This window comes from Guptibacillus hwajinpoensis (assembly GCF_020524165.1).
Classification (GTDB): Bacteria; Bacillota; Bacilli; order Bacillales; family Guptibacillaceae; genus Guptibacillus; species Guptibacillus hwajinpoensis_D.
The window spans coordinates 64,311-90,400 of record NZ_JAIVKU010000006.1 but is presented as its reverse complement, the minus strand read 5'-3'; the positions used below and the strand labels follow the sequence as shown (position 1 = coordinate 90,400).

Annotated in this window: 24 protein-coding genes; 6 read left to right on the top strand and 18 right to left on the bottom strand. The window is 39.7% G+C overall.

Translation table 11 applies throughout. The features are described 5' to 3' along the window. Positions 1-36: 36 nt before the first annotated feature. The 10 genes from LC090_RS18460 to LC090_RS18415 form a co-directional block, all read right to left on the bottom strand. Positions 37-936 carry a glycine betaine ABC transporter substrate-binding protein gene (locus LC090_RS18460; protein ID WP_226659487.1) on the bottom strand — a complete coding sequence of 300 codons (900 nt, stop codon included), beginning with the start codon at positions 934-936 and terminating at the stop codon, positions 37-39. Positions 937-950: 14 nt separating this feature from the next. Beyond that, entirely contained in the window at positions 951-1,613 is a 663-nt protein-coding gene (locus LC090_RS18455; RefSeq protein ID WP_226659486.1) for an ABC transporter permease, read from the bottom strand. Next, positions 1,606-2,745: an ABC transporter ATP-binding protein gene (locus LC090_RS18450; RefSeq protein ID WP_226659485.1), complete on the bottom strand. Its 1,140-nt coding sequence runs from the start codon at positions 2,743-2,745 to the stop codon at positions 1,606-1,608. Before LC090_RS18450 ends, LC090_RS18455 begins: the two co-directional genes overlap by 8 nt. A gap of 187 nt (positions 2,746-2,932) precedes the next feature. Continuing rightward, positions 2,933-5,260: a YhgE/Pip domain-containing protein gene (locus tag LC090_RS18445; RefSeq protein ID WP_226659484.1), complete on the bottom strand. Its 2,328-nt coding sequence runs from the start codon at positions 5,258-5,260 to the stop codon at positions 2,933-2,935. A gap of 200 nt (positions 5,261-5,460) precedes the next feature. Next, positions 5,461-6,042: a TetR/AcrR family transcriptional regulator gene (locus tag LC090_RS18440; protein WP_226659483.1), complete on the bottom strand. Its 582-nt coding sequence runs from the start codon at positions 6,040-6,042 to the stop codon at positions 5,461-5,463. Between the two features lies 1 nt (position 6,043). After that, complete coding sequence (locus tag LC090_RS18435; protein ID WP_226659482.1) at positions 6,044-7,336, bottom strand: ATP-binding protein; 1,293 nt, start codon at positions 7,334-7,336, stop codon at positions 6,044-6,046. 129 nt (positions 7,337-7,465) lie between these two features. After that, the gene (gene hemY / locus LC090_RS18430; protein WP_226659481.1) at positions 7,466-8,872 is read right to left on the bottom strand and encodes a protoporphyrinogen oxidase; all 1,407 of its coding nucleotides are present in this window, start codon (positions 8,870-8,872) and stop codon (positions 7,466-7,468) included. Beyond that, on the bottom strand, positions 8,865-9,818 hold the full coding sequence (hemH, locus tag LC090_RS18425) for a ferrochelatase (protein WP_226659480.1): 954 nt from the start codon (positions 9,816-9,818) through the stop codon (positions 8,865-8,867). Before hemH ends, hemY begins: the two co-directional genes overlap by 8 nt. A 25-nt stretch (positions 9,819-9,843) precedes the next feature. After that, on the bottom strand, positions 9,844-10,884 hold the full coding sequence (gene hemE / locus LC090_RS18420) for a uroporphyrinogen decarboxylase (protein WP_226659479.1): 1,041 nt from the start codon (positions 10,882-10,884) through the stop codon (positions 9,844-9,846). A 172-nt stretch (positions 10,885-11,056) separates the two neighbouring features. Continuing rightward, positions 11,057-13,279 carry a transglycosylase domain-containing protein gene (locus tag LC090_RS18415; RefSeq protein WP_226659478.1) on the bottom strand — a complete coding sequence of 741 codons (2,223 nt, stop codon included), beginning with the start codon at positions 13,277-13,279 and terminating at the stop codon, positions 11,057-11,059. A gap of 65 nt (positions 13,280-13,344) precedes the next feature. Between LC090_RS18415 and LC090_RS18410 the strand changes: the two genes are divergently transcribed. From LC090_RS18410 to LC090_RS18400, 3 genes are all read left to right on the top strand, one after another. Next, positions 13,345-13,947, top strand: a complete 603-nt coding sequence (locus LC090_RS18410; RefSeq protein WP_226659477.1) for an antibiotic biosynthesis monooxygenase family protein — start codon at positions 13,345-13,347, stop codon at positions 13,945-13,947. A 61-nt stretch (positions 13,948-14,008) separates the two neighbouring features. Next, positions 14,009-14,767, top strand: a complete 759-nt coding sequence (locus LC090_RS18405; RefSeq protein ID WP_226659476.1) for a PRC-barrel domain-containing protein — start codon at positions 14,009-14,011, stop codon at positions 14,765-14,767. Positions 14,768-14,951: 184 nt separating this feature from the next. After that, positions 14,952-15,815, top strand: a complete 864-nt coding sequence (locus LC090_RS18400; RefSeq protein WP_226659475.1) for a formate/nitrite transporter family protein — start codon at positions 14,952-14,954, stop codon at positions 15,813-15,815. 44 nt (positions 15,816-15,859) lie between these two features. Here LC090_RS18400 and LC090_RS18395 read toward each other — a convergent pair whose 3' ends face one another. Then, a complete protein-coding gene (locus LC090_RS18395; RefSeq protein WP_226659474.1) occupies positions 15,860-18,070 on the bottom strand; it encodes a YhgE/Pip domain-containing protein in 2,211 nt (736 codons plus the stop codon). 245 nt (positions 18,071-18,315) lie between these two features. Between LC090_RS18395 and LC090_RS18390 the strand changes: the two genes are divergently transcribed. Next, the gene (locus LC090_RS18390; RefSeq protein ID WP_226659473.1) at positions 18,316-19,209 is read left to right on the top strand and encodes a diacylglycerol/lipid kinase family protein; all 894 of its coding nucleotides are present in this window, start codon (positions 18,316-18,318) and stop codon (positions 19,207-19,209) included. On the opposite strand, the gene LC090_RS18385 is transcribed toward LC090_RS18390, so the two are convergent. The 3 genes from LC090_RS18385 to LC090_RS18375 all read right to left on the bottom strand — a co-directional run bounded on the left by LC090_RS18385 (position 19,174) and on the right by LC090_RS18375 (position 20,863). Continuing rightward, positions 19,174-19,920: a phosphatase PAP2 family protein gene (locus LC090_RS18385; protein WP_226659472.1), complete on the bottom strand. Its 747-nt coding sequence runs from the start codon at positions 19,918-19,920 to the stop codon at positions 19,174-19,176. The two genes, LC090_RS18390 and LC090_RS18385, sit on opposite strands and share 36 nt — an antisense overlap. Positions 19,921-19,982: 62 nt before the next feature. After that, complete coding sequence (locus LC090_RS18380; protein ID WP_226659471.1) at positions 19,983-20,330, bottom strand: DUF3243 domain-containing protein; 348 nt, start codon at positions 20,328-20,330, stop codon at positions 19,983-19,985. A gap of 17 nt (positions 20,331-20,347) precedes the next feature. After that, positions 20,348-20,863: a type 1 glutamine amidotransferase domain-containing protein gene (locus LC090_RS18375; protein ID WP_255648195.1), complete on the bottom strand. Its 516-nt coding sequence runs from the start codon at positions 20,861-20,863 to the stop codon at positions 20,348-20,350. 182 nt (positions 20,864-21,045) lie between these two features. Between LC090_RS18375 and LC090_RS18370 the strand changes: the two genes are divergently transcribed. Then, entirely contained in the window at positions 21,046-21,480 is a 435-nt protein-coding gene (locus tag LC090_RS18370; RefSeq protein WP_226659470.1) for a ferritin-like domain-containing protein, read from the top strand. An 80-nt stretch (positions 21,481-21,560) separates the two neighbouring features. Here the strand turns inward: LC090_RS18370 and LC090_RS18365 are convergent, their stop codons facing one another. Genes LC090_RS18365 through LC090_RS18355 form a run of 3 tightly spaced genes read right to left on the bottom strand, consistent with a single transcriptional unit; the run spans position 21,561 to position 24,251 of the window. Further along, complete coding sequence (locus LC090_RS18365) at positions 21,561-22,274, bottom strand: EcsC family protein (protein ID WP_226659469.1); 714 nt, start codon at positions 22,272-22,274, stop codon at positions 21,561-21,563. 22 nt (positions 22,275-22,296) lie between these two features. Next, complete coding sequence (locus LC090_RS18360; protein WP_226659468.1) at positions 22,297-23,514, bottom strand: ABC transporter permease; 1,218 nt, start codon at positions 23,512-23,514, stop codon at positions 22,297-22,299. Continuing rightward, entirely contained in the window at positions 23,511-24,251 is a 741-nt protein-coding gene (locus LC090_RS18355; protein ID WP_226659467.1) for an ABC transporter ATP-binding protein, read from the bottom strand. Before LC090_RS18355 ends, LC090_RS18360 begins: the two co-directional genes overlap by 4 nt. 321 nt (positions 24,252-24,572) lie before the next feature. Between LC090_RS18355 and LC090_RS18350 the strand changes: the two genes are divergently transcribed. Next, complete coding sequence (locus LC090_RS18350) at positions 24,573-25,007, top strand: HIT family protein (RefSeq protein WP_226659466.1); 435 nt, start codon at positions 24,573-24,575, stop codon at positions 25,005-25,007. Between the two features lie 14 nt (positions 25,008-25,021). Here the strand turns inward: LC090_RS18350 and LC090_RS18345 are convergent, their stop codons facing one another. Beyond that, the gene (locus LC090_RS18345; RefSeq protein WP_226659465.1) at positions 25,022-25,921 is read right to left on the bottom strand and encodes a hypothetical protein; all 900 of its coding nucleotides are present in this window, start codon (positions 25,919-25,921) and stop codon (positions 25,022-25,024) included. Positions 25,922-26,090 lie beyond the last annotated feature (169 nt).

Genomic DNA, 26,090 nt, shown 5'->3' with positions numbered 1-26,090 from the left:
AGCCGCGCTGACAAAAGTCAGCGCGGCTTTTTCATGTTAATCGATTAAACCTTTTTCTGTTAGAAATTCAACCGCTACATCTTCAGGTTCTTCTCCATCCATATCCACTTTTGCATTCATCTCAGACATTTCTTCTTCTGAAATGCTACCTGCAAACTCATTGACTACCTTCTCAAGATCAGGGTGTGAATCAAGAACTTCCTGTCTCACAATTGGTGCAGCGTAATAAGGTGGGAAAAACTGCTTATCATCTTTTGTTGTCACAAGATCAAATCGAGCAATTCGTCCATCTGTTGTAAAGGCAGGGATAACATCGACTTCTCCTTCATTAAGTGCATCATACATAATGTTAGGATCAAGACTTACTTCATCTTTAAAATGAAAGCCATAAGCTTCAACTAACGCATCGTAACCATCTTCTCGTTCGTAGAAAGTGTGCGGTCCTCCAAACACCATATCATCTGAAGCAGGGACGATATCTGAAAATGTTTCAGCGTTAACCTCTTTGTTTGTTTCTTGGGTCATCGCAAGCGTGTATCCATTTTCAAAACCTAAAGGCTCAAGCCAAACAAGGTTATACTCCTCTTTATAGCCTTCTTTTACACGCTCAAAAATTTCATCAGCTGACTCATCCGACTCAGCGCTTTCCTTTAATACAGCTTCAAGACCTGTACCTGTATATTCCACATACATATCAATGTCGCCATCGATCAGCGCCTGTTGTAGAATATTCACTTCACCAACGCCTGCATCAACTTCTACTTCATAGTCACTGTTCGCCTTTATGTACTCTGCAAGTAGATGAGGTAAAATGTATTGCTCTGTCCAGGGCTTACCGGAAATAACGATTGGATCACTTTCTTCACTTCCGCTATCTCCACCACATGCAGCAAGAACCATTACAATGCCTAGTAATAGCACGGTCAATCTCTTCAATCAAATCTCTCCCTTTATTTTTTTGCTTTAACTCCTTTAGGAGTTGCTGCATTTTCTAATAACTTCAGAATTAAATCAAATCCTAGAGCAAGAATGGTTGCAGGCAGTGCGCCAGCTAGCACAAGCTCATCTTTATTCGACGTTAGTCCTCTATAAATGATATCTCCTAGTCCTCCGGCACCGACAAACGTCGCAAGTGTCGCTACACCAATTGTCAACACTGTAGCCGTACGAACTCCAGCCATAATAACCGGGAGCGAGAGAGGGACTTCAATCTTCATTAAAATCTGCATATTTGTCATCCCCATCCCTCTCCCAGCTTCAATAGAAGATTGGTCAACGGAGGTGATGCCTGTGTATGTATTCCTTAAAATTGGAAGAAGGGCATACACCGTTAAGGCAATGATGGCTGTGATATTTCCGATTCCAAGAAACGGAATCAGAAACCCAAACAATGCAAGACTTGGAACGGTTTGAAAAATAGCCGCTACAGCAATAAACGGCTCAGCCAACTTCTTGCGTCTGGAAATAAAGATACCAAGTGGAACAGAGATTAAGATAGCGATTATGATCGAAATAAATGAAAGGAATAGGTGTTCCTGAAGCGCAACAAAAATATCATCCCAACGATTTTGCATCGTTTCAATAAATAATACAAAAAAGTTTTTATCATTCATTCAGAGGTTCCTCCTCCTTATAACCGAGTTGCTCAAGACCTGCCAGTCCGCGCATCATACTACTTCTCGTAACTAATCCCGTCAGCTTATCCCCTTCAACTACGGGAATACTGATTGGTTGCTTTTCAGCGAAGCGTTTTGCGATTTCAGGATAAAGCGTATTTCTCTGAATGGGCTCAATCATTTCAATGACATCAGCAATTCGTTTTGTATCACTTTCATAATGCTTCTGCACCTGATCAAGAGTCACGACACCTTTATATTCCTGCTCAGGTCCAGTTACGACAAGACTGTCCACACGTTCTGATTTCATCAGTCGAAATGCCTCAGCTAGACCTCTGCTCTCTTTAACAGTCGCTACTTTTTGTATCATTAAATCAACTGCAGTAGGAGCTTGTCCTTTAGCCATCCGTTCATCCCCGATAAAATTGCGAACAAACTCATTCTTTGGATGACGTAATAAACGATCAGGTGTATCGAGCTGAAGAATTTCACCGTCTTTCATGATCGCAATTCGATCGGCAATCTTCATCGCTTCATCCATATCATGGGTGACAAATACGATCGTTTTTTGGATTTCTTTTTGTAACTTCACAAGCTCGTCTTGAAGCTGTTCACGACTAATTGGATCGAGCGCACTAAAAGGCTCATCCATTAAAATAATGGGGGGTTCTGCAGCTAAAGCACGTATGACACCGACCCGCTGCTGCTGACCTCCACTTAACTCAAGTGGATAGCGAGACCGAAATACGGACGGCTCAAGACCGACAAGGTTCAGCATTTCATCCACTCGTTTATCTATTTTGCTTTTATCCCATTTTTTTAATTTAGGGATGAGTGCAATATTTTCTGCAATTGTCATATGTGGCAAAAGACCAATCTGCTGTATGACGTATCCGATGCTTCTTCTTAATTCAACGGGATCTTGATCAGAGATTGGTTTTCCATCAATGGAAATCTGACCTCCGCTCGGTTCGATTAATCGGTTAATCATTTTCATCGTGGTCGTTTTACCACATCCACTGGGGCCAATTAACGTTAACAATTCGCCTTGTTCAATATGTAAATTAAGATCTTTCAACGCCTCAGTACCATCAGCAAATTTTTTGCTAACATGCTCGAAAGTAATCATTCTATCGCTTCTCCTGCCTCCCTATAAATCCATAACTTTATAGTATTTACCCGTTCCTTTCCTAGACGTAAACTATTTATCGCACAATAACACAACTTTCTTACTAATACTGTATCGTTTTTCCAACCAATTATCAAAAGAAAAGAGGCTAGCTTAATCAATCGATTAAACTAGCCTCTTAGATTTCTTATTCGTTCATCGCTGGTTCCAACCCATGTTTCTTACGTTTCTTCAATTCTACAAAGAAGAAAGTGATTGTTCCAATAGCAAAGATTGCAATAAACCCTAATAATACGTAGACATTTTGCCACATGAAAGCAAAATCGCCGCTGGAAATAACAGCTTTCAACCCTGAAACAGTGTATGTCATTGGCAACCAAGTATTAAACACTTGTAACCCTTCAGGAATTAACTCAAGTGGAAAAGTACCGGCACTTGTTGTTAATTGTAGGATCAAGATAATGATCGCTACAAATCGTCCTGGATCTCCTAATGTCGTAACAAAGAACTGGATCAATGTCATATAAGCGAGACTTGATACAACAGAGAAGAGTAAGAATAACGGCACACTCTGTACTTCAATCTGCAATGCATATAAGAGAACGGCATCAGAGACAAGCGCTTGAATCACGCCAACGACTAATAAAATACCGTATTTACTCATAAACCAACCGATTGCCGTTCGTGGCGTTCCTGCTGGATCACGAAGTGGGAACACAATAGACATGAGGAGTGCCCCTACAAACAAACCAAGGGAAAGGAAGTAAGGTGCAAATCCGGTTCCGTAGTTTGGTACTCCCGAGACAGCTTCTGTATCGACATTTACTGGATCAGCAAACATACTATATGTCTCATCATCAGCATTGGTATTCGATGTTTCCTCAGCGGCTTCACCCAGTTTATCATGAAGCTCCGATGTACCATCTGTTAATTGTTGAGCCCCGCTGTCAAGATCTTTAGAGCCATCAGCTAACTTCCCTGCACCTGATGATAATTCAGACGAGCCACCTTCCAACTCTGATAACCCACTCGCAAGCTCTTGTGAACCACTAGATAGTTCATTCATGCCAGAGTTAAGTGTGCCCACATTGTCAATCATGGTGTTCCAACCAGATGCTACAGTGTTGTTACCATCTGCAACCTGCTCAGCTCCATCATGAAGCTGAGCAATTCCAGCCTCTGCTTGATTGATGCCTTCTCCAAGTTCTCCGAGTCCAGCTTCAAGTTTTCCTTGTCCTTCATAAAGAGCACTCGCGCCTTGAGCAAGCTGTCTTTGTCCTTCTAGTAATGCATTCATTTTAGAAGATGCACCTGAAAGTTTATCTGAAACGTTAGCAAATGTCGTTGCAACTTCACCAACTGACTTTGCAGCTGTACCAGATTTTTCAGCAATCGGTTGAAGTTGACCAATTAACGCCTGCTTTTGCTCATCCGTATACTGGTCACTTGTTTGGATGGATTCGATGACACCTTGCAATTCTTTTGGAACAGCAGATGCATTCGTCACTCCACTCGTCAGTGACTGTTTTAATCCTTCTGTATCAACCTGTGGTAATGAACTATTTTCTAATGCTGAAACAGATTGATTTAATCCAGTCATTAACTGTTTCGTTCCAGCTCGACTTTCTTGAACACCTGCAAGCAGTTGTTCTTGTCCGCCTTTAAATTCACCCATTTTACCACTAAGTTCTCCAAGTCCATTGCTTACTTGAGATGCTCCATCAGCTAGCTCACTAACTTTTGGTTGTCTTTCTTTTAAACCGTTTAATAAATCAGTTGTACCTTGATTTGCCTCGCTAATGCCATTTGCTAGATCAACAGATCCGTTTTCTGCACTACTAAGGCCATTTGTTAATTCAATCGATCCTTCATTAAGAGTTGCTAAGTTATCTTTTAACTGCTTTGTGCCATCTTTTAGCTCAGATGATCCATCAGCCAGTTCACCAGCACCATCTGATGCTTCCGATAACCCATCAGCTATTTCACTAAACTTATCAAAGACAAGTTCACTATAATTCTCAGTGATATTCTCAGCTATTCCCGATTTGATTTCACTAACGGCTGTTCCACCTATTTGCCCAGCCAAAAAGTTAAAGCTTTCATTTGGTACATATTCTAAATTTAATTTATCAGGATGTTCATCTAGAACTGTCGTTGATTTCTCAGAAAAATCTTCCGGTATTTGAATCTTCATATAATAGGTTTGATCTTCAAGACCTTTATCGGCCTCTTCTTCATCGACAAAATCCCACTTAAATTCAGGCTCATCCTTTAACTTCTTGACAAGTTCATTCCCGATTTCAAGATGCTCTCCTTCAAAATCCGCACCACTATCACTATTGACGACCGCTACTGGAATTTGATCCAAGTTTTCATACGGATCCCAAAAGGCCCATAAAAACATGCCACTGTATAACACTGGTATAAACAACACAGCAATCACGGGTATTAAGATTTTTTTATTCTTAAGCAATGACGCCCATTCAGACCGAAATTGCTTTGATGACTTTTTCATGTTTTTCCTCCTGTCTTATTGACCGTTTTCCTCATTTGGTCATTTTGCTCCAAAAAAAAAAGAAACTTCTTATTTCTTATATATATATTAGATGGAATAAGGTGGTGACCAGTTTTTAAATTTAGTCACTTTTTTGCTACAAGAAGTAATATATCATCCTTTATTTAGAATAGCAATAGCAGCAGCTAATTTTATTTTCACTACTGCTGTTGCTTCTTAATTCCACTCATCATATAAAATTCAAGGTGATTAGCTATTTCTTTTTTACTAAAGGATGGATGTGTTTTTTCCCAATCAAAAATAAGGGCGATGTACATTTTAAACATAAGAAAAGCTGCAAGAGCTGGATCGCACTTTTTTACTTCCCCGTCTACAATACCCCTTTCAATCTCTTGCTCAAGAAAGGAAAGAATCGCTTTTTCTACAAGGTTTAATGCATCCATTGCTGCTGGAGTTCCAATCTCTCGGACCTCTTGCGAAAGCTTTATAGCCAACTGGTGCTCCCTCCGATGTTCTAATACACTGTAAAGCGCACGATGCAGGTTTTCAAAAAACGTATCCTCTCTATGAATGGAATCTTGAGCAAGTTCTTTCAGCTCAACTACCATCCCCCGTACAATTTCATTAAACAGCTCTTCTTTATTTTTAAAAAAGTTATAGATTGTACCCTTTCCAACGTTCGCAATTTTAGCGACCTGATCCATCGTGGTCGCTTTGTAACCAAACATAGAAAATGACTTTTCAGCAGCTTCAATGATGCTTTTTCTTCGATCGAAAGTCATCTTACTCCCCCTCTTGTTTTGTAATTGGTAATGTAACGGTGACTGTCGTGCCTATCCCCTGGGTACTTGTATAGTGAACGTGTCCCCCCACGTTCCGAATCAAACGATTCGTAATCATTGTACCGAGGCCAGTACCTTTCGATTTTGTTGTGTAAAATGGTAGACCAATCTTCTCGAGTTGCTCTTCACTCATTCCTGCACCATTGTCACGAATCACGATATCTACCGTACCCTTTTTTGTTCCATTTTGCAAAGTTACTAGAATTAGACCTTCTCCTTCTATGGATTCAATCGCATTCTTAATTAAATTGATAAAGCATTGTTTTAGTTCTTGTGAATTTCCCCATATTAGAAATTCACCCTTTTCTTCATAGTGGATTTTCACATCATAATAAGAGGCCAGTACTTCAGTTAGGGCGGTTGTATCTTTCACAACCTTGTTTAAATCAACATGCTCATAGTCATTTTTAGTAGGTTTAATGAGCATTAAGTAATCTGTAATAATTTTATTTGTTCGTTCAATTTCTTCAAGCATGAGTGGAGCATAATTTTTCACTTTCACATCTTCAGTCTCACTTGAAATAAACTGCAGAAGACCTTTAACCGTGGTTAAAGGGTTCCGAATTTCATGTGCAATGGCAGCCGCCATTTTTCCTGCTACAGATAACTTTTCTAAATATACCGTTTCCTGAAGTTGTATATTTATCATAACTAAGCGCTCTGTTAAGTAAAAGATGATAAAATAGGCAATCATAAACGCTGCAAAATAGATGGGATAGAAATAAGGTTGTAACGGATCTAAAAAGACGATGATAATGGCAATATAGGAAAGGAGAAAGATCCCTCCCGTAAAAAGGATTCCCTTCCACTTTCGAATCGACTTACGAAAATAGGGGCCAAAACCGATTGCGATGATAAATCCAACAATAGCGATCAATACACCTATCCAAGCATTTTCGCCGCCCATCCATAATCGACCAGTCGTAATAGTTAATGTACATAGAAAGCCAGGAAGCTTACCACCATAAAGCGTGACTAAGATAAGAGGAACAACTCTTAAATCAAATACGGTATCTCCGAATTTCTCTAAGGGGAAAAGCATGCAAAGCAGAGCCATCAACGAACTGACCACTCCGTATATGAGTTTTTCTTTTAAATTAATTGAACTTGCTCTCGTAAATGGCATGACCATATTCCAGATGAATAACACGGAGAAGAGCATTGCAATATTAACAAGTAAAGGTCTTGCCATCTCTAACATCATTATTTCTCCTTTGATACTAATTGTTGCCATTTACATTCTACCACTAGACCTACATCTACACTAACAAAATTAGATAATCATGCCAGAAGTGTAAGGAAACAATTCAACATTAGAAGATGACATAATAAAGGACACCCCAATACGGCGTGCCCTTCATCTTTATTTCAGAAAATTTCGTACTAACCTCACAGCTTCCTCACCCTGATCAATGCAATCCGGAAGGCCAACTCCATTATAAGATGCACCTGCTAGGAAAACACCCGGCATCTTCTGTTTAATACCTGATATCACATGATTGATACGCTCACGGTGCCCAACCTCATATTGAGGCATAGACTGTCTCCACCTGGTGATACGATAAAATTCAGGATGTCCTTCGATTTCCATAATTTGATTCAGATCGTTTAAAACCGTCTGTACAATTTCTTCATCACTTTTGTCCACGATCTCTTCTTTTCCGGCCCTTCCCACATAGCAACGAAGAAGAACCTTTCCTTTCGGTGCGGCGTGTTCCCATTTACGATGCGTCCAAGTACAGGCTGTAATGGTGTAATCAGCATTGCGAGATACAACGAATCCTGTACCGTCCATTGCCTTCTTTATCGCTTCCTCTGGAAAAGCCATGGCAACTGTTGCAACTGTGGTAGATGGCATTTCTTCAAGAGGAGCTACTTCTTCATGATCTCTCAACATATGAAAAACCTGTTGATGTGGTGTGGTGATGATCACTGAATCAGCCATTAATTCTTCTCCGCTTGTTGTCATAAGCGTATAGGAGTCCTGGTTTCTCTTTATTTGATCCACCTTAACACTTTTTCGAATGTGAACATCTGTTAACTGTTCTTCGATGCTCCTTACAAAGGACTGTAACCCCGATTTAACCGTTAAAAATGCCGGCTTCTTCTTACCAGTACTTCTTCTAGAAGGTGGCGTAGTCTTTTTCATCCCCAATATCAAGCTACGGTATTTCTTTTCTACTTCTGAGAATTGCGGGAAGGTTGACATTAGACTTAATTTATCGATATCACCTGCATAGATGCCTGACAATAGCGGTTCAATTAAATTCTCCACAACTTCATTTCCAAGTCGTCTCCTAAAGAATAGTCCTAGCGATTGATCTGCGTCTCCATTATCCGCTCGTGGAAGAATCAAATCTCCTGCTGCTCTCGATTTTCCTTTTAGACTAAATAATTTAGTTGAAATAAATGGTGAAAGCTCCGTTGGAATTCCCATCACGGCTCCACCCGGTATCGGATAAAGCTGATCGTTATTTAATACAAATGCTTGACCAGTGGAATTCGGAACAAGCTGATCTTCCATCCCTACTTCTTTCACCAAACGTGCGGCACTTTCTTTTCTCGCAAGAAAGGAGTCAGGACCTCGTTCAATCACAAAGCCATTTGTTGTATCTGTCTGAATCTTACCACCAAGACGATCGGTTCCTTCTAGTAACGTTATCTCATAGGGGAGGTGAGCATTCCGCATCTCTTTTTGAAGGTAATAAGCGGCTGTTAAACCAGTAATTCCGCCTCCAATTATGACGATTCTTTTTGTTTCCTTATTCATGACTTATCATCTTCTTTTTAGTTAATTCATTCGTTACAACGGTTGCTAAAATCTCAATAAACTCATCTGTCGCATTCGGCATTTGTGGGCGATGATAAGCTGCACCCAATTCATCCGTCATCTGGCGACACTCATAGTCGTTATCATATAAAACTTCAAGGTGGTCTGCGACAAAGCCAACAGGACAATAAATAAAGCCTGTATATCCTTCCTGTTCAAATAGATCCCGTGTTAAATCTTGAATATCTGGTCCAATCCAAGGATCAGGCGTATTTCCTTCGCTCTGCCATCCCACTGCGTAGTGCTTAATACCAGCTTTCTTCGCTATGTGGCGGGCTGTTTCCTCAAGCTGCGCTGGGTAAGGATCGCCTTCTTTTAGAATTCTCTCAGGTAAGCTATGTGCAGAAAAAATAACGATCGTTTTCTTTTTCTCTTGCTCGCTTATTTGACCTAAATACGATTGAAGCTGATTTACCCAATATTGAATGAACTTCGATTCATTGTACCACTGGTCAATAGCGTAAATTTCAGGATAGCCTAGTTTATTTGCTTCTGTTTTCGCACGTTCATTATACGTTTTGACACTAAAGGTTGAATAATGTGGGGCAAGCACAATGCTAACTGCTTCCTCAATTCCATCCTTTTGCATATCACGAACTGCGTCTTCTACAAATGGTTCAATATGTTTTAATCCTAAATAGCTTTTAAAGGTCACTTGATCGCCAAACTGCTTATTCATACGATCTTCTAATTTCTGTGCCTGCTCTTTCGTAATATCTGATAGGGGAGAGATACCTCCTATGGCTTCATAGCGTTCGATTAAATCCTGCAGCATTTCTTCTGTAGGTCGTTTCCCCCGACGAATATGTGTATAGTATGGTTCAATTTCTGCTTCACTTCGCGGTGTCCCGTAAGCCATAACTAGTAGGCCAATGGTTCGCTTCATCCCATACCTCCCCCATTCTTGTTAACTATTTCTTTCGTGTGTACTCGTGTACAAATTGAGTGAGACGTTGCAACGTTTCCACTTGAACTTGTGGAAAGACACCATGTCCAAGATTGAAAATAAACCCAGGTTTCTCCATACCCTGATCAAGAATTTCTTTTGTTCTTTGCTCGATGACTTCCCAAGGAGCAAGAAGAAGAGCTGGCTCGAGATTTCCCATTAGTGGCTTTGAAATGCCCTCCACTTCTCTCGCCTTCTTAATTGAAATTCTCCAATCAATTCCGATGACATCAACAGGGAGCTTGTTCCACTCCTGAATAAGATGACTAGCTCCTACTCCAAACATTAAAAGTGGCACTTTCAATTCTTTAAGGCGAGAGAAAATTCTGTTCATCACTGGCGCAATGTAAGTACGATAATCCGCTTCATTAAGCGCACCAACCCATGAATCAAAGAGTTGAACGGCCTGAGCACCCGCTTGTACTTGAGCAGTGAGATAAGCGATCGTCATATCGCCAAGTTTATTCATCAATTGATACCATCCATCAGGATCTGAATACATAAATGCCTTGGTTTTATAGTAATTCTTAGATGGACCACCTTCAATCATATAGCTTGCTACAGTAAATGGTGCTCCACTAAAACCGATCAACGGCACAGTGAGCTGCTCGCGAAGCATTTTAATGGTTTCCATCACATACGGAATATCCTTCAAGGGATCAAGTTCCCCAAGTCGATCAATGTCAGATCTTGTTTGAATAGGGTTATCAATGACCGGACCGACCCCTGATTTAATTTCTACGTCTACTCCAATTGAAGGAAGTGGCGTCATAATATCAGCAAATAAAATCGCTGAATCAACCCCAAGTTGCTCAACAGCAAACCTCGTTACTTCCGCTGCTACTTCAGGATTTAAATTCATCTCATGAAATGAATATTTCTCTCTTATTTTTCTATACTCAGCCTGATATCGCCCGGCTTGTCTCATGTACCACACAGGCGTGTGGTCGGTCTCTTCCCCCCGGCATGCCCGAAGAAATTGATCATTAAATGATGCTTTATTCATGCTTGTCCACCTTTCTAATTCCACAACGTTCATTTATACATCCTTACATACTATAGCGATCGTTAGCTTTAGTGTACAGATATTGAAGGAAAAAGTCATAAAATCGTCCTACTTTGAAGCCGTTTACATCGTATACTTTAACACAATTCCTATGACCATAAAGTGAAATTCGTCACTCATTTTTCTGTTTTTCTTGATCATTTGGCTTCTTCTCTTTCTTCTCTTTCTTCTCTGTCTTCTCTTCTTTATCATTCTTAAACCTCTCAAACAAACTAACTGATGCTTGATTAGACGCTTCACCTTCTTGCTCTGTTAGCGGGTTATACGGTACAACCTCATATGAAACGGATCCAAAGAAAGAGATTGAATTTCTTGTATACTCTCCGCTCCCTTCTACTTCTGCAATTTGCTCTCGCTCTCCATCTTTTATTTCATAGATATGATAGACGACACGCTTATCAGATGAAGCCGTCCATTTTAGTTTGATAGCCGGTAGACCATAAAGAAAATCAAATTGCGCTTTGACATCATTAATTTTAGGAAGAGAGACAGGTTTTTCCATGTCATTTACTCCTGATGGTTTTTTGAATTCCTTCAAACTACTTTCAGTCAAAGAAGCATTGACAACTTTTTTAAAAAGCTGAACAGGGTATTCGCTTCCCCCTGTAAGAAATTGTGATTCTGTCGTTCGATCGTACCCCATCCATACCGCACCAACGAATTCAGGAGTGTAGCCAACAAACCAGGCATCACGAGAGCCCCCTGCTACCCCTTCATAGGATGTGGTGCCTGTTTTTCCAGAAATTTCCACATTTGCTTCTCCACTCGTCGCCGTCCCATTTTTTACAACGCCTTCAAGAATTCTAGTCATATACCAGGCTGTTTGTTTGGAATAGACCTTTTCTTCAGACTGGTTTGCTTCCCCCACTAGCTTGCCATCATTATTATAGATTTTACTAATAAAATAAGGCTCAATATGCTTTCCATCTCCAATAAAAGGTCGATAGGCTTCCATCATTTCAAAAGGTGACACGCCCTTATCAATTCCTCCAAGAGCAATTTTCAAATCACGATCTTCTATCGCAAGTCCACTTTTCTCTAAATAAGATTTAGAATACGGAATACCAATTTCATTTAGAAGCCAAACGGCAGGGGCATTCGCCGAAACTCTTACTGCATCATAGAGAGAGATCTGACCTTCGTATTGATTATTATAATTAGATGGTGAGTAACCATCGTAATCAATTTTTTCATCCTTAAGTAACGTGTAAGGATTATACTCTTTCTTTTCGAGTGCCGGCCCATACACCGCTAAAGGCTTGAGAGCTGAACCAGGCTGTCTTTTTGATGTAACGTGATTAAGTCCCTTTTGAACGTAATCACGACCTCCTTGAACAGCCACTACCCCTCCGCTTGACGCATCCATCATCGAAAATCCTCCCTGCGGTGGGGTATTTGGATCGCTACCTGGAAAGAGAGCTTCATTTTGAAACTGTTCATATGCAGCTTTTTGCAGAGAAGGATCCAAGGGTACAACTATTTTATAGCCGCCTCGGAGCACCTCTTCATTTGAGAGATTAAAGCGCGTCTTCGCTTCTTGAAGCGTCATGTCAATATACGTAAGAAAAGCTGGTTCTTTTGTTACTTCAGCTATATCCAGGGCAAGCGTTTTCCCTTGAAGTCGGACCGCTTCTTTTGGTGTTAAATAATCATGTTTCTCCATCAAAGATAAAACAAGGTCTCTCCGTTTCTTACTTTCGTCCGGATGATTAATCGGCGAGTAGTTTGATGGCGCTTTTGGAAGCCCTGCAAGCATAGCCCCCTCCTCGACCGTTAACTCTGAGGCTGGTTTATTGAAGAACATTGTAGAAGCAGATTGGATGCCATAAGCTCCATGACCGAAATAAATTTGATTTAAATACATCTCTAATATTTTTTCTTTACTATAATTTCGTTCAAGATTTATCGCAATTACCGCTTCTTTTGTTTTCCTTAGCCACGATTTATCATTTGTTAAAAAGACATTTTTCGCAAGCTGCTGAGTGATGGTACTTCCACCTTCCACTTTCTTTCCAGCTAGAATATCACGGTAAAGCGCTCGACCGATTGCTTTAACGTCAAGACCATGATGGTCATAGAAGCGACTGTCTTCTGTTGCTACAAAAGCTTCTTGAACATGATCAGGGATATCATCTATCGAAACAGGCTCACGATTCTCAAAATAGAGTTTCGTAATAAGTTCGCCATCTTCATCAACAAGTTGTGTAGCAGAGTTCATTACAAGTTTTTTTTCGTCAATCACATAGTTTCCTGCTAGTAATATCCCCAAGTATCCTAATAACCCGATTAGGAAAACGGCGATCGTTGCGATTAGCCCTATGCCGAGTTTTTTCATTCTATGAGGCACTCCTTTTATTCACTTCATTACTGCTAGCTTACATGAAATAGTGCGATTATTGTATGGATACAATGACGATTCTGTTTAGTTTTTGCCAAATAAGGGTAAAGTATCAGGCAATTCTTCTTGATCACTTAATTGAAAGGATGGATATGATGAATTGTTACGTTACATACGGTACTTACGATTATTTATCGAAAATAAAAGAAGAACACGATGAAGAGGGCGTTATGCTGTTTACGAATTCTGATGGAGCAGCCTTGTACCATGAAACAAATTCTAACACTTTTTTCAAAAACGCAAAAAAATATGAAGTAATGGACAAAAAAGGAGACGTAATCAATCCAGGTTATGTCGTATTAAATCACATACCCGTCGAAGAAAGTGAACGAGCTGTATTCGAAGATCGTTTTAAAAACCGAGCTGGTAAGGTTGAAAATGAACCTGGATGTGAAGGTATTCGAATTTTACGCCCCGCTTCCAATGATCCTTATATCGTTGCTACGTTCTGGAATAATGAAAAATCCTTTAAGAACTGGCAAACTTCCGAGGCATACGAAACTGCGCATAAAAACCGACATACAAGTAAAGGTCTTCCTAAAACGATTTTCTCAGGTAAACCTTATCTGAAAACCTACCAGGTGGAAAAATCAAGTTCCGTTTAATCTGGAATAGATCAGGGTACCGCTTTACTTATATGAATTTTTTGATAGGGGAGTGAGCCTTATGCTAGTAAGCGAAAACGAAGTCTATAAATATACGATTGATACGAAAGATGGAGAAAAAGGTATCTTAAAGGAACTTTACTTTGATGATGAACATTGGGCCGTTCGCTACCTAGTCGTTGATACACATAAATGGTTACCAGGTCGAAAAGTGCTAATTTCACCCATTTCAATTGAACATACGGACCATGATCATGAATTAATCTCCGTATCGCTCACATCTGAAGAAGTAAATGATAGTCCGGACATTGATACGGATCAACCTATCTCCAGAAAGCATGAAATGGAAGTTAACCGTCATTTTAGCTGGCCATATTATTGGGTAGGCACTGGTGCTTGGGGAAACGGCATGTATCCAAGACCATTTATGGCCGATGATTTACCTGATTCAGACTCATCACTGCACAACTCGAATGAAGAAGAGGAAAATCACCTGCGTAGTACGAAAGAAATATCCGGATATCACATCCAAGCTACGGATGGTGAGATTGGTCATGTGAAAGATTTTATCTTTGACGAAGATACATGGCAGCTCCGCTATCTTATCGTTGATACAAAAAACTGGTTTTCAGGTAAAGAAGTTCTTCTCTCTACAGAATGGATTGAGGATATAAATTGGCAGGATCGAACAGTCATTGTAAATGTGAAAAAGGAAGAAATTCGTCAAGCTCCTGAATATCGAATAAACGAGCCGATATCACGCCGCTTTGAAGAAGATCTCCATACTCATTACGGAAAAACTGGATACTGGAAATTTTAATGAAAGCGAGGTGGGATGCCATCTCGCTTATTTAGACATAATCCGATGTCATTTCCCAGGAAATTCGTAAAAACGACACATGACACAATATTTCACTCTTTTCTCCACTGTCACATATCAGATGGTTTATTTTTCCTACGAATAAGGGTATTTAATAAAAAAGAAAAAAGATAGGAGCATTCGTGTGGCAGATCCAAGTAAGAAACATAAAGAAGTCAAATATCCAGAAAGACAGTTTTATTTTCCAGCACAGATTGTTGAAACATTTATCGCTAAGGGAAAATCTCACAGCGATCGACCACTGAACAGACAGTTTATACTCTCTATTCTAGCTGGAGCCTTCGTAACGTTTGGCGCTATTTTTTCTGTACTCATCGCAATGGGAGTGAAAACGGAAGGCGTTAGTAATCTTCTATCCGGCATTGGTTTTGTAACAGGTTACGCCATCGTCTTTATTTCAGGAGCTATTCTCTTTACAGAAGTAAATGTTCTACTCCCCACATACATTCTTCAAAGAAAGTTTTGGATTCCTAAAAACATTTTAAAATTCTGGGTCGTCTGTTATTTCGGTAACTTAATCGGAGCCTTACTAGTAGGTGCACTTGTCGTAGTATCGGGATCGTTAACGCCCGAATTCTATTCTGAATTAGCCACTTATACCGAACATAAAATGAAATTCCTATCTGAAGGTACAGTAGGTTGGTTTCAAATCTTGCTCTCCGGAATTATTGCAAACTGGTTAATTGGTATGGCTGCTTTTCTTGCTACTGCTGCTCGTGATTTAACCGGTAAAGTACTTGCAACCACGCTTCCTGTTATTATTTTCGTAGCTGGAAACTTTCAGCATAGTGTAGCGAATATGGGTTATTTTAGTACCCCCTTTATCCATGGATCTGAATACTCCTGGATTGAATTTCTTTTCTTTAACCTGGTCCCAGCAAGTATCGGGAACTTAATCGGTGGTGGTGTTCTTGTAGCCTTAACGTTTACCTATGCTTTTAAAGAAGAAATCAATGAAGAACGATTACCAAAAGAAGAAGCAGAATAAAGAAAAGGCAGCATATTGACATGCTGCCTTTTCTTACTCTCATTTTAATGAAATAAACCGGATTTTCTAGATTTTTTCATCAGCTCATTGGTTTTTTTATTTAAAAGATCTTTAAGAAATGCCCCTAACAAAAGAAAGACAATAGCAAACACTCCTAGAAACAATAAATCTTCTTTTACGCGTCCCCAAACAATTCCTCCCACCGCTTCTCGCATCAAATCGACCCCATAAGAAAAGGGCAAGAATGGATGGATCTTCTGAAAGAATTCTGGTAATAACGCTACTGGGTAAGTTCCTCCAGAACCTGCAATTTGGAGAACAAGAAAGACGATCGCCATTGCCTTCCCTACATCACCAAATACAGATACGAGCGTATAAACCATTAACATGAAAACAAAGCTAGTGGCTAGTCCAAATAGAACAAACCAGACAGGGTGCACAATATTAACGTGAAGAATAAAGTGGTCGCCTAATGTCACAACGATTGTTTGCAGAAAGCCTATGCTAATAAAGGTAAGCAATTTCCCAAAATACACCTGGCGATTTGAAACTTCTTCGAGTCCCGATACTTCCGTCGTTAATAATGACACTAATAGTAGAGCTCCTACCCATAAAGACAGAACTGTATAGAAAGGTGTCATACCAGTTCCGTAGTTTTGGATTGGGAACAGAGAATTTTTATTTAATACAATCGGTTCTTCAAAAAAACTTTGTTCTGCTATAGGATCGTTCTTCAAGAGTTCAATAATTTCATTCATATCGGCCTCTCCCTGAATCTCTCGAATCCGATCTGCAAGTTGATTTACTTTATCATTTACATATGGATATTCATTGAGCATATAAGCTAAAAGATCTTGACCTTCTCCTATGTTCTCTTCTGTACTTGAGAGAATGCGTTCAACTTCAGGAATCGTTGTTTGCGCCTCTTTCAAGGTGGAACGTGCATTTGACAATGTGTTTTTTGCACTCGCTACTTCTGAGAGTACTTTCGGTTCAATGTTTTCGTTGTACTCTTTTAGAAATGAGTCGATTTTATTAGCTGTGTCTCCAGATTTTTCTTGAAGCGATGATAATAGATGATCTACTTCTTTTTGTTTGTCAGCTAAATCGGCGCCGATCTCTTCAGTGTCTCCTTTTACGCCTTGGAGCTGTTCTTTAATTTGATCAAGATCAGTAATTGCTTGATCGATAGTTACTTTTTGATTCTGGTTGGGCTCAGCAGGATCTGCTGCTGTCGTTCCCTCTCCCCCCTCATTCGTACTCCCGCTCGTTTTTTTCACTTGTTCCAAAACGTCTTGAACATGATTAATCCGTTGAACAGAGTCTTCAATTTGTTGATTCATTTGTCCTCTTATCTTCTCAACTGAAGAGAGATCAATATCTGGTCTTTTTAAATCCGTTAAAAACTCATTCACATCTTCTGCCGTCTGTTGAGCCTTCGTTAGATCTTCTTCCACCTGAGGTGCAAGCTCATTCAATCTGCCTTCCGCTTCATTAAGAAACTGAGTGGTGTCATCAATCGTGTTAATGCCTTCCCGTGTTATTTGTTCTGCTTCAGGAAGAAGCCCTTGAATTTGATTAATGACCTTCTCTGCATCTTTTGAATCAGACATAGCGTCTGAAATTAATCGATTTATTTCCGGAAGATTCTCTTCAAGTTTGAATACATACTCCTCAAACTGCTGTATATCTGAAAGATCTTTTTCAAACTCTACGCCTAACTTATTAAACAAATCAAAAATCGTACCATTCACTACGGATACAAAATTGCTTGTAATTTGATTAACAATGACGCTAGCCCCTTTTTCCGTGATTTTAGGAGCAATGGCGTTTACCTTTTCATTCACGTAATACTCAACTTCTGCCTTTTCTGGCTTATCATTGACAACTGTCCCAAGTTTTCCGGAAAAATCGTTAGGAATAACGATCACTGCAAAATAATCGCCATATTTAAGCTTTTCCATCGCCTTTTCTCGATTTGAAAAATGCCATTCCATGCGATCATTTTTTTTTAGCTCATTCGTCATTTCTTCACCAGCATTAATCTCCTCATCTAGAATGGTAGCTCCTTCATCTTCATTGACGATTCCCACAGGCAACTGATCTGTTTTACTATAAGGATCCCAAGAAGCTCCAATATTAAACCATGCATAAAGAGAAGGAAGAATAATGAGGCCACCTAATAAAACAGCCGCTACCCAGTTTGTACCGATGCTTTTCCAATCTTTCAGAAAAATTCTTAAGATGTTCTTCATATTTAAGCTCCTACTTAATAAAAGTATGTACCTATAATCGTATAATCCCCAATAAGAAATTTGTCATGAGAATGATTCACTGACTAATAACTTACCTTTACGTTAAAGTACCTACGAAAAATAGTTATTCCCTCTAATCAACAAGTTCTTTTGGGTCAATTAAATATTTTAATCTCTCTATATGAGTGTAGGTGCCAAGTCATAAGGGAATAAGAAAGAGAGATTATGTGAAAGGAGAAATCGCAATGACACGTGTAGCTATTATCTTAAATCCCAAAGCGGGAAATGTTAAAATGGTTAATCAAATTGACTTAATAAAAGAACGCCTTCAAGAAAAATATGAGCAAGTTTCGCTTCACAGGACAGAATATGAGGGGCACGGTGCTGAATTAGTAGAGGAGTTAGCGGATAATGTAGACATTCTTATCGGCGCTGGCGGAGATGGTACAATCTATGAATTAGCGAATGCCATTTGCAAAAGAGAGAACCGGCCTATTTTTGGTGTTATTCCAGGAGGGACGTGTAATGACTTCTCTCGAGCGATCGGAATCAACCAAAACCCGATTCAAGCTGTTGAGCAGCTCTTAGAAGACAACCGTTCCCTTATCGATGTTGGACGTTCAAATGATGAGTATTTTTTGAATTTCTGGGGCATTGGGTTAATTACGCAAACATCAGAGAACATTAACCCTGATACAAAAGAGGTTTTTGGAAGGCTTTCCTATTATATTAGTACAGCCCAAACCATAAATAACCCAGAACCTTTTCATCTTAAAGTAGAAGCGGATGAAACGAACTTTGAAGGGGAAGCAGTCATGATGATTGTGGGAAATGGTCCTTTTACCGGAGGGATTCAAGCATTCTTTCCTGATAACAACCTTCAAGATGGAGAATTCGATGTTTTAATCATTAAAGAAACGTCGCTCCCAACCTTCTGGTCAATTTTTCAATCGAAAGTGTTCAAACAATCTCGATTTAACGAAGATATCCTTCACTTTCAAACAAAGAACTTAAGCATAACAGCCAGTCCAGAACAAACCATCGATTGCGACGGAGAACGCTATTATACGACCCCGTCCACACTCGAAGTTCTACCAAAGTACTTAACTGTTCTTACTGGAAAAAACTTTCCGAACTGAGCCAAAACTGATAGAAGAACGCTTCATCCAAAGAACCCACTCTAATGAGAAAATACAAACAAATAGCCAGAGGGTACCAGCTGCATAGCCTGCTAATACATCACTTGGATAATGAACGCCTAAATAGATTCGGCTAAATCCAATCATTAGAATAAAGAGGAGTACCAGTAGTCCACTTATCCATTTCGTGGCCTTCCCCCTCTGGCTCCTTACGATCAGATATCCGATAAATCCATAGAGTAAAAATGAACCCATCGCATGACCGCTTGGAAAACTATATCCGACTGCATCATAAGCAGCATCCACTGAAGGTCTTGACCTGGCAAAGAAGTGTTTTAACACTTTTGTTAATAGGCCACCAGCAGCCTGAGCAATAATGAAGAAAAGAATACTCCATCCATCGCGTTTCTTAAACCACAGGATGGCTACTGTGGCGATTGAAACCACCGTAATCCACCAGACTGATCCTAACTCTGTAATGACTTCAATCACGTTTAACAATCCATCCGAACGAATAGGATCAATTGCTGATATGATCGATTGATCAAATTGAAGCGTTTCTTTTTCAAGTATTTCTTCCGCTAATTCTGAAAATAACATTATCGCTAAGATAGCAACTAATAGACCAAGTGCATTTAATAGTAGAGGTAACCAAACCTTCTTTTGTTTTAACGCCCCCGGAAGCGTACTAAAAAACTCATTTTTGTTCATATTCTCACACCTTTCCTATTTTGACTTTTAAAAAAGCCGCTGAACCAGCAGCGGCTTTTTTCTTAGTTTTCTTTATTTAATACCATACGGACGAGAAGATGAGCTAATTCGTGTCTCTGTTCTTTATTACCAACAAGCCAAAGCTCTTGAAGAAGTTTCTCTTCTCTATTTTTAGGTTCTTCTTTCTTCGCTAAGTAACCAGCAACCTTCTCTGCCGCCTGAGCTAATCTCTCTTCACTTAGCCCCAGTTTTTCTCCCAGCTCCACTCTTGTAGCTAGATAAGATTTAAACTGTTCGAAATTAGACAGAATATCGTCCATCCGTTCGTCACTCATTCGATCTAACGTATCATCTACTTTATTAACGTTAAGCTCACTTTCTTTATTAACTAAATGATTTTTTTCAGTCATTGGTTTCACTCCTTTAATCAGCTATCCATCACAGATAACGATTTTTCAATAAATGCCGGAATATCATCTGGATTTCTACTGCTCACGAGATTGCCTCCACAGACGACAACCTCTTCATCAAATACGTTTGCTCCAGCATATTTTAAATCCGTTTGAATGGATTTAAATCCAGTAATATTCCTTCCGTTTAATACTTCTGCTGAAATAAGTAGCTGTGGTCCATGACAAATAACGAGCGTTTTCTTATTCATGAACATCATTTTTTTCGTGAACGTAACAAATCGGTCGTCTGCGCGTAGTTCATCTGGAGAAACCCCTCCAGGAATAAACAGAACATCGAACTCTTCAGGCTTTACATCGTTAATTCCCTTATCAGCTGTAACTTTAGCCTCACTTTGTTTTCCAGTTAATTCTTGACCTGCTTTTGAACTTATGATTGTTAAGGAATGTCCAGCATTTTTAAACTGCTCTGCAGGCTTTGTATATTCTACATCCTCAAACATGTCTGTCATTAATACGGCAATCTTACTCAAAGTAAACCCTCCTAGATAAATGAATTAATGTGATTGATATAATGACTATTACCCCTCCTAACGTCGGTCAAACATCAATTGTATTCTCCCTAAATATTCTTGACTTTATGTTTTATCGTGCCAATGTAAGGGTAAAATTAAGATGGAACCAAAACAGAAACGATTTAGAAAGGATGTTTAAAATGGCAGACAAAAAACAAGAACTAATCGATGGACTTAATGTGGACCTTGCTAATGAATACGCTGCTAGTATTATGTACACATATAATGCAGCTGTTGTATCTGGCTTATATCGTCAAACATTGAAACCATTCTTTGAAAGTGAAATCGCAGATGAACAGGGCCATGCTTTGTACCTTGCAGAAAAGATTAAAGTATTAGGCGGTACTCCTACTACTGCCCCGGCAGAAGTGAAGCAACTAACGGATGTAAAAGAAATGCTGCTTGAAGCTCGTACAGCGGAGAAAGATACCATTGATCGTTATGAAGAGCGCAAAAAACAAGCAGAAGAACTTGGCTTTACTGAACTCGTTGTGAAGCTTGATGATATGATTGCGGATGAAACACACCATATGGAAGAAATGGACCGCATTCTTAGCGACGCACGATTCGAATAAACTTAATCCCTTGCCGACTCTCGGCAAGACAAATATAGAGAAAAGGACCAGCTGGGATCATACCCAGCTGGTCCTTTTCTCTATATTTGTTCATTTTCTTCCTTAATGATCCGTATTCGATAAGCATTCATTGCATTTTGACCGAGCCAATCAAGAAAATGATAATTCACGTAAGCCCCTACGAACGCGCCTATGCCAGGTATCATTTGAAGTAATTTGGGGAGATCTATATAATCTCGATATTCAAGCTGAAAAGCTTTCCAATCAAGCGCCTCTCTTAGGTTCTCATCCCAATTAACAATCTTATCGTAACTTTCTCTTTTGGTAGAATCAGATGAGAAAGCAAGTTGAAAAACGGTAAGGATAAAAATTCTTTCCTCCATTTTTTTTGCATCAAATCCATAAATACTTGCGAGATCAAAAAGGAATTTCATTTTAATAGACAAAAGCAAAGGAAAATCCGCTAATCCTAACAAGATCCCTCCCGCTCCTGTACCTGCACCTTCTGTCGCAGCTATTCGTTTGTATTTGCGTATTAATTCTCTAGCCTGTTGATCTCTCATCTGGAGTGATTGATTTCTTTGGGGCGGATGGACCGCATACGTATTTCCAACGAGTACACCTTGTACCATAGTCTTTATACTTGTTGTCACAATCGAATGAACCCGTTCAGGAATAAGGTCATTAATCCGACTTTGTAATCTTTTGGCTGATCGGGAAACCATCGAAGATTTTCTTTTTATTGTTCGTTCCCACGCCTCAAGTTCTTCCTCTACTTCATTTTGATATTCCATGCCATCATACACCCTTTGCGTTTTAAGAAGCTGATCGTCTAACTACCACAGTTCGAGACGCTGCCAAAGCCACTGCAGCAATGCCTGCAAAAAGGACAGATAAAAATACAGTCATATCAAGAAATAGAAGAAAAGAAAGTACTGCAAACGTTCCTGCCTGTGCCCCCAATAAGCGAAGTAGCATAGTGCGAAACGCTTTCCCTTGTTCTTCATCCGATAAAGGATAAAGTTTTACCATAACATGTGCTTGAAAATGAGGGTAAAGCGTGCGTAGCTGAGTGGCTGTCAAATAAATAATAAGAGCAGCACCAATCGCTTTCCCCAGTAAGCCTGGCACAAAAGCAATCACGACAAGACCTAGAAGCCATAATCTAAAATATATTCCAAAATACTCATTACTACGAATAAAAGCTTTTTGATAAAGAGTAGCATAGACAGAATGAGACGGTAATAACTTCTCAGCTAGCGTACTTAACAATCGTCTTTGCTTAACTGATTGCTTCAATTTAGGTACATCTGTAAATAAGTTAGCAGTACGATAGAACTTCATACTTTGCTGCTCATCCATTGCAAGCAACTTCTCCCATTTAATCGAATATTTCCGCTGAAGAGGCAGAAACATTAGAAAGAAAACGGCCACGAAAAGTATCGCAGCTAAAGCGACTAAGAACCATTGCGCCTGTATTAGCAGTAAGTATATAAACAGGGCGGTGATGGCCAGCCTTATCATAATATAAACAAAAACTGAATGGTGTGCAGGTAAATGCAACTCCATCCATTTCATCATGACATTCGCGCCTTTTAACACAAGAAGTACACCTATCACAAACACATAGTACCCCGTACCAGCAGCCATTTCGTGCTGATAAAGCGGAGCAAGGATCGTCATGACAACGACTGTTGTGAATAGTTGAAGAGCAAAGCTATACATTAGCGATTGACGGAAATAACCCTCCAAACGATTTTCAGCAGGCAACAGAAAGACAAGATCTGCTTCAGATAAAAAGAATCGAAGAGGTGTCCGAACCAGAACAAGAGCGGCAATGGCCGTCATTATAGCTATCCCAGGAAATGATTCAGGTAGCACCTTTAGAATTTCACTGTAATAATACGCCCCGAAAATGAGAGCTAGAACAAGAGTAAATAAAAAGCTGCTATTACCAATTAGCCTAAAATAGCGCATGGCAATGTTCCAGAAAGCTCCTGCCCTTTCTTTCCATAACATTTGTAGCTGCATCATTTTCCACTCCTGGTCGCTTCAATATAAATATCATCAAGCGTGGCGTCTTTATCACCGATTTGATTTCGTAATTCTGTCATTGTGCCAGCCATGACAATTTGTCCGTCATGCAAAATAATAAACCGATCACAATATCTTTCAGCCGTAGAAAGAATATGTGTCGACATGAGCACCCCAGCTCCTTTTTCTTTCATTTCAAGCATCATATCAAGAAATGATTGAATACCGATAGGGTCCAGTCCTACGAAAGGCTCGTCAACAATATAAAGGGATGGCTGTACAAGAAACGCGCACATAATCATCACCTTTTGTCTCATGCCTTTAGAAAAATGCCCAGGGAACCACTTCTTCATATTCGTCATTCGAAACTCCTGTAGAAGCGCTTCCGCTCGCTCCTTCCACTCGTCACCAAGTTCATACGCTAATGCCGTCAATTGCAAATGTTCCCATAACGTTAACTCGTCATATAATAGAGGCGTTTCAGGTATGTAGGAGAATTGTTTACGATACCCATCTTTGTTATTAGCAAAAGTTGTGCCCCCCACTTTAATCTCGCCATTCATTGGATCAAGCAAGCCAAGAATATGTTTGATTGTCGTGCTTTTTCCAGCCCCATTAAGTCCAATTAATCCAACAATTTCATTTGAATTTACCCGTAGAGATACATCATGAAGGACAGGCTTATTTGCCTGATACCCACCAGTAAGATGACTAACTTCTAAAATTGAATTCTTCATAGCGTTCCTCTCATTTCATCATTTGCTTTTATTTTAACAAACTTTTCATTTAGTAGTGAGTGATTGAGTTAAACGGGAGTCATTCTGCTTTTCATTCACTATCCACATCTTACCTTTTTCATTGAAGAGATGCTAGAAGAGTCAAAATACAAACGCATTGAATAGATCCTCTCTTTTAGGCGCATCCTTATAAAGAGTGTGGCGTCTTCCCTTAATCAAGTTACACTCAGGGCTCTGCACCCCCGGCAGAGCCTTTTTCGATTTCGCCCCCAACAAGAAAATTATGGTACGATGGATAAAAAGATTGAAAGGATGAGATTCATGAGCCATTCACCTGACTGTATCTTCTGCAAAATTATTAATGGAGACATCCCGTCTGCCAAAGTTTATGAAAACGATGACGTACTAGCTTTTCTTGATCTTACCCAGGTAACAGAAGGACACACTCTCGTTATCCCTAAGAAGCATAAGCAAAATATTTACGAACTTGATACCGAAACGGCTTCGAAGCTCTTTGCAGCGGTTCCTGAAATTGCCAATGCCCTAAAGGCAAACTTCACTCCTGAAGGGATGAATATCCTTAATAATAACGAAGCTATTGCCGGGCAATCTGTATTCCACTACCACCTTCACCTTATACCACGTTACGGCAAAGGAGATGGATTCGGAGCGGTTTGGAAAACTCATGAAAATGAGTACGATTCGGAAACCTTACAGCGTCTAGCTGAAGGCATTCGCTCACAGCTCGCCCAATAATCGAAAAGAGACCACTATGGTCTCTTTTTTACTTGCGTACGATTCATTTCGTTTAGCGTATAAAAACCGTTCGGAACAACCCAATCAGGATGATCAAAGGTTTGATCCATTCCATTTAACATCGTAGATATTTTTGTTCGCAAATCAGGGTTCCATCTTAACTCATGGATGAATTCTTCTCGGTGCCCTCCATAACCTAGCAAAGCTTTTAATTCATTTAATAGATCAGCTTGCCACATCGAAGGCAATTCAGATGCTCCTGGAATATCTTTAAATCGTACATAAGAACCTTCTCTCACGTATGCGTGAGGATAATAATAAGCATACACACGCTCAAAATGTTCACCCGTTTTAAGTGTAAGCTTGCCTCCAAGATGTTCTCGCAACACATAACCGCCTTCGGTACGGTTTAATAATGCTAACTGGTCACGGTCTACAAATGTAACCCATACCTCTGTCTTCGCTCCAGCTACTGGTGCAATAACGGCTGGAAGCGCGCCATATGGTGCGAGAAATGATCCTGCCACTACATCTGTATCCACTATTTCTGCCCGGTAATAAAGAATGAAATCACTTAAATCCGGGTTAAGACTGAATTTATATCTAAGCTGAGCTAGACAAACGTTTGATCCATATGCGAGCAGCGGTATTCGCTCTTCAATTGGAGATAAACCTTCGGATAACAGTAATTCTTCTACCGTAAATTGTTCTGAACTAGAAAACGCAAGAGATCCAGAAACGTCTTCTCCTCTTGCATAATGGACAATTTGCTTCTCAACTGGCACGTGCTCACTTTCATCAATTCGATGTGCTTTTCCATTATGGTACAAAAAAGAGGAAGCTGGTCGTGGTCCAGGATAAATATCTGGATGATCGTATGGTCCAATATGAGTTGGTTTGTTTTCGCGATACATTGCATAACACCACTTTCTTAACATTCACTTCTATATAGAATAGCAAAATGAGAACAGAGAGCAAATGCTTCTGCTTCAATCGAACGAAATATTCGAAAAGATTAGAAAAAAACATAGCAACCTGGAATCCTTTAATGATAGGATGAGTACAAGTTTAATTGAAGCATCG

Bases quoted from the DNA above. Each gene is read 5' to 3' on its own strand.
- LC090_RS18435 (WP_226659482.1), bottom strand. From the start codon at position 7,336: ATGGCAACAATTAGTATCAAAGGAGAAATAATGATGTTAGAGATGGCA.
- LC090_RS18370 (WP_226659470.1), top strand. From the start codon at position 21,046: ATGGCAGACAAAAAACAAGAACTAATCGATGGACTTAATGTGGACCTT.
- LC090_RS18415 (WP_226659478.1), bottom strand. From the start codon at position 13,279: ATGAAAAAACTCGGCATAGGGCTAATCGCAACGATCGCCGTTTTCCTA.
- LC090_RS18390 (WP_226659473.1), top strand. From the start codon at position 18,316: ATGACACGTGTAGCTATTATCTTAAATCCCAAAGCGGGAAATGTTAAA.
- LC090_RS18395 (WP_226659474.1), bottom strand. From the start codon at position 18,070: ATGAAGAACATCTTAAGAATTTTTCTGAAAGATTGGAAAAGCATCGGT.
- hemE (WP_226659479.1), bottom strand. From the start codon at position 10,884: ATGAATAAAGCATCATTTAATGATCAATTTCTTCGGGCATGCCGGGGG.
- LC090_RS18410 (WP_226659477.1), top strand. From the start codon at position 13,345: ATGGATACAATGACGATTCTGTTTAGTTTTTGCCAAATAAGGGTAAAG.
- LC090_RS18450 (WP_226659485.1), bottom strand. From the start codon at position 2,745: ATGATTACTTTCGAGCATGTTAGCAAAAAATTTGCTGATGGTACTGAG.
- LC090_RS18440 (WP_226659483.1), bottom strand. From the start codon at position 6,042: ATGACTTTCGATCGAAGAAAAAGCATCATTGAAGCTGCTGAAAAGTCA.
- LC090_RS18385 (WP_226659472.1), bottom strand. From the start codon at position 19,920: ATGAACAAAAATGAGTTTTTTAGTACGCTTCCGGGGGCGTTAAAACAA.
- LC090_RS18380 (WP_226659471.1), bottom strand. From the start codon at position 20,330: ATGACTGAAAAAAATCATTTAGTTAATAAAGAAAGTGAGCTTAACGTT.
- LC090_RS18345 (WP_226659465.1), bottom strand. From the start codon at position 25,921: ATGTATCGCGAAAACAAACCAACTCATATTGGACCATACGATCATCCA.
- LC090_RS18445 (WP_226659484.1), bottom strand. From the start codon at position 5,260: ATGAAAAAGTCATCAAAGCAATTTCGGTCTGAATGGGCGTCATTGCTT.
- LC090_RS18455 (WP_226659486.1), bottom strand. From the start codon at position 1,613: ATGAATGATAAAAACTTTTTTGTATTATTTATTGAAACGATGCAAAAT.
- LC090_RS18360 (WP_226659468.1), bottom strand. From the start codon at position 23,514: ATGATGCAGCTACAAATGTTATGGAAAGAAAGGGCAGGAGCTTTCTGG.
- LC090_RS18355 (WP_226659467.1), bottom strand. From the start codon at position 24,251: ATGAAGAATTCAATTTTAGAAGTTAGTCATCTTACTGGTGGGTATCAG.
- LC090_RS18405 (WP_226659476.1), top strand. From the start codon at position 14,009: ATGCTAGTAAGCGAAAACGAAGTCTATAAATATACGATTGATACGAAA.
- LC090_RS18350 (WP_226659466.1), top strand. From the start codon at position 24,573: ATGAGCCATTCACCTGACTGTATCTTCTGCAAAATTATTAATGGAGAC.
- LC090_RS18365 (WP_226659469.1), bottom strand. From the start codon at position 22,274: ATGGAATATCAAAATGAAGTAGAGGAAGAACTTGAGGCGTGGGAACGA.
- hemY (WP_226659481.1), bottom strand. From the start codon at position 8,872: ATGAATAAGGAAACAAAAAGAATCGTCATAATTGGAGGCGGAATTACT.
- hemH (WP_226659480.1), bottom strand. From the start codon at position 9,818: ATGAAGCGAACCATTGGCCTACTAGTTATGGCTTACGGGACACCGCGA.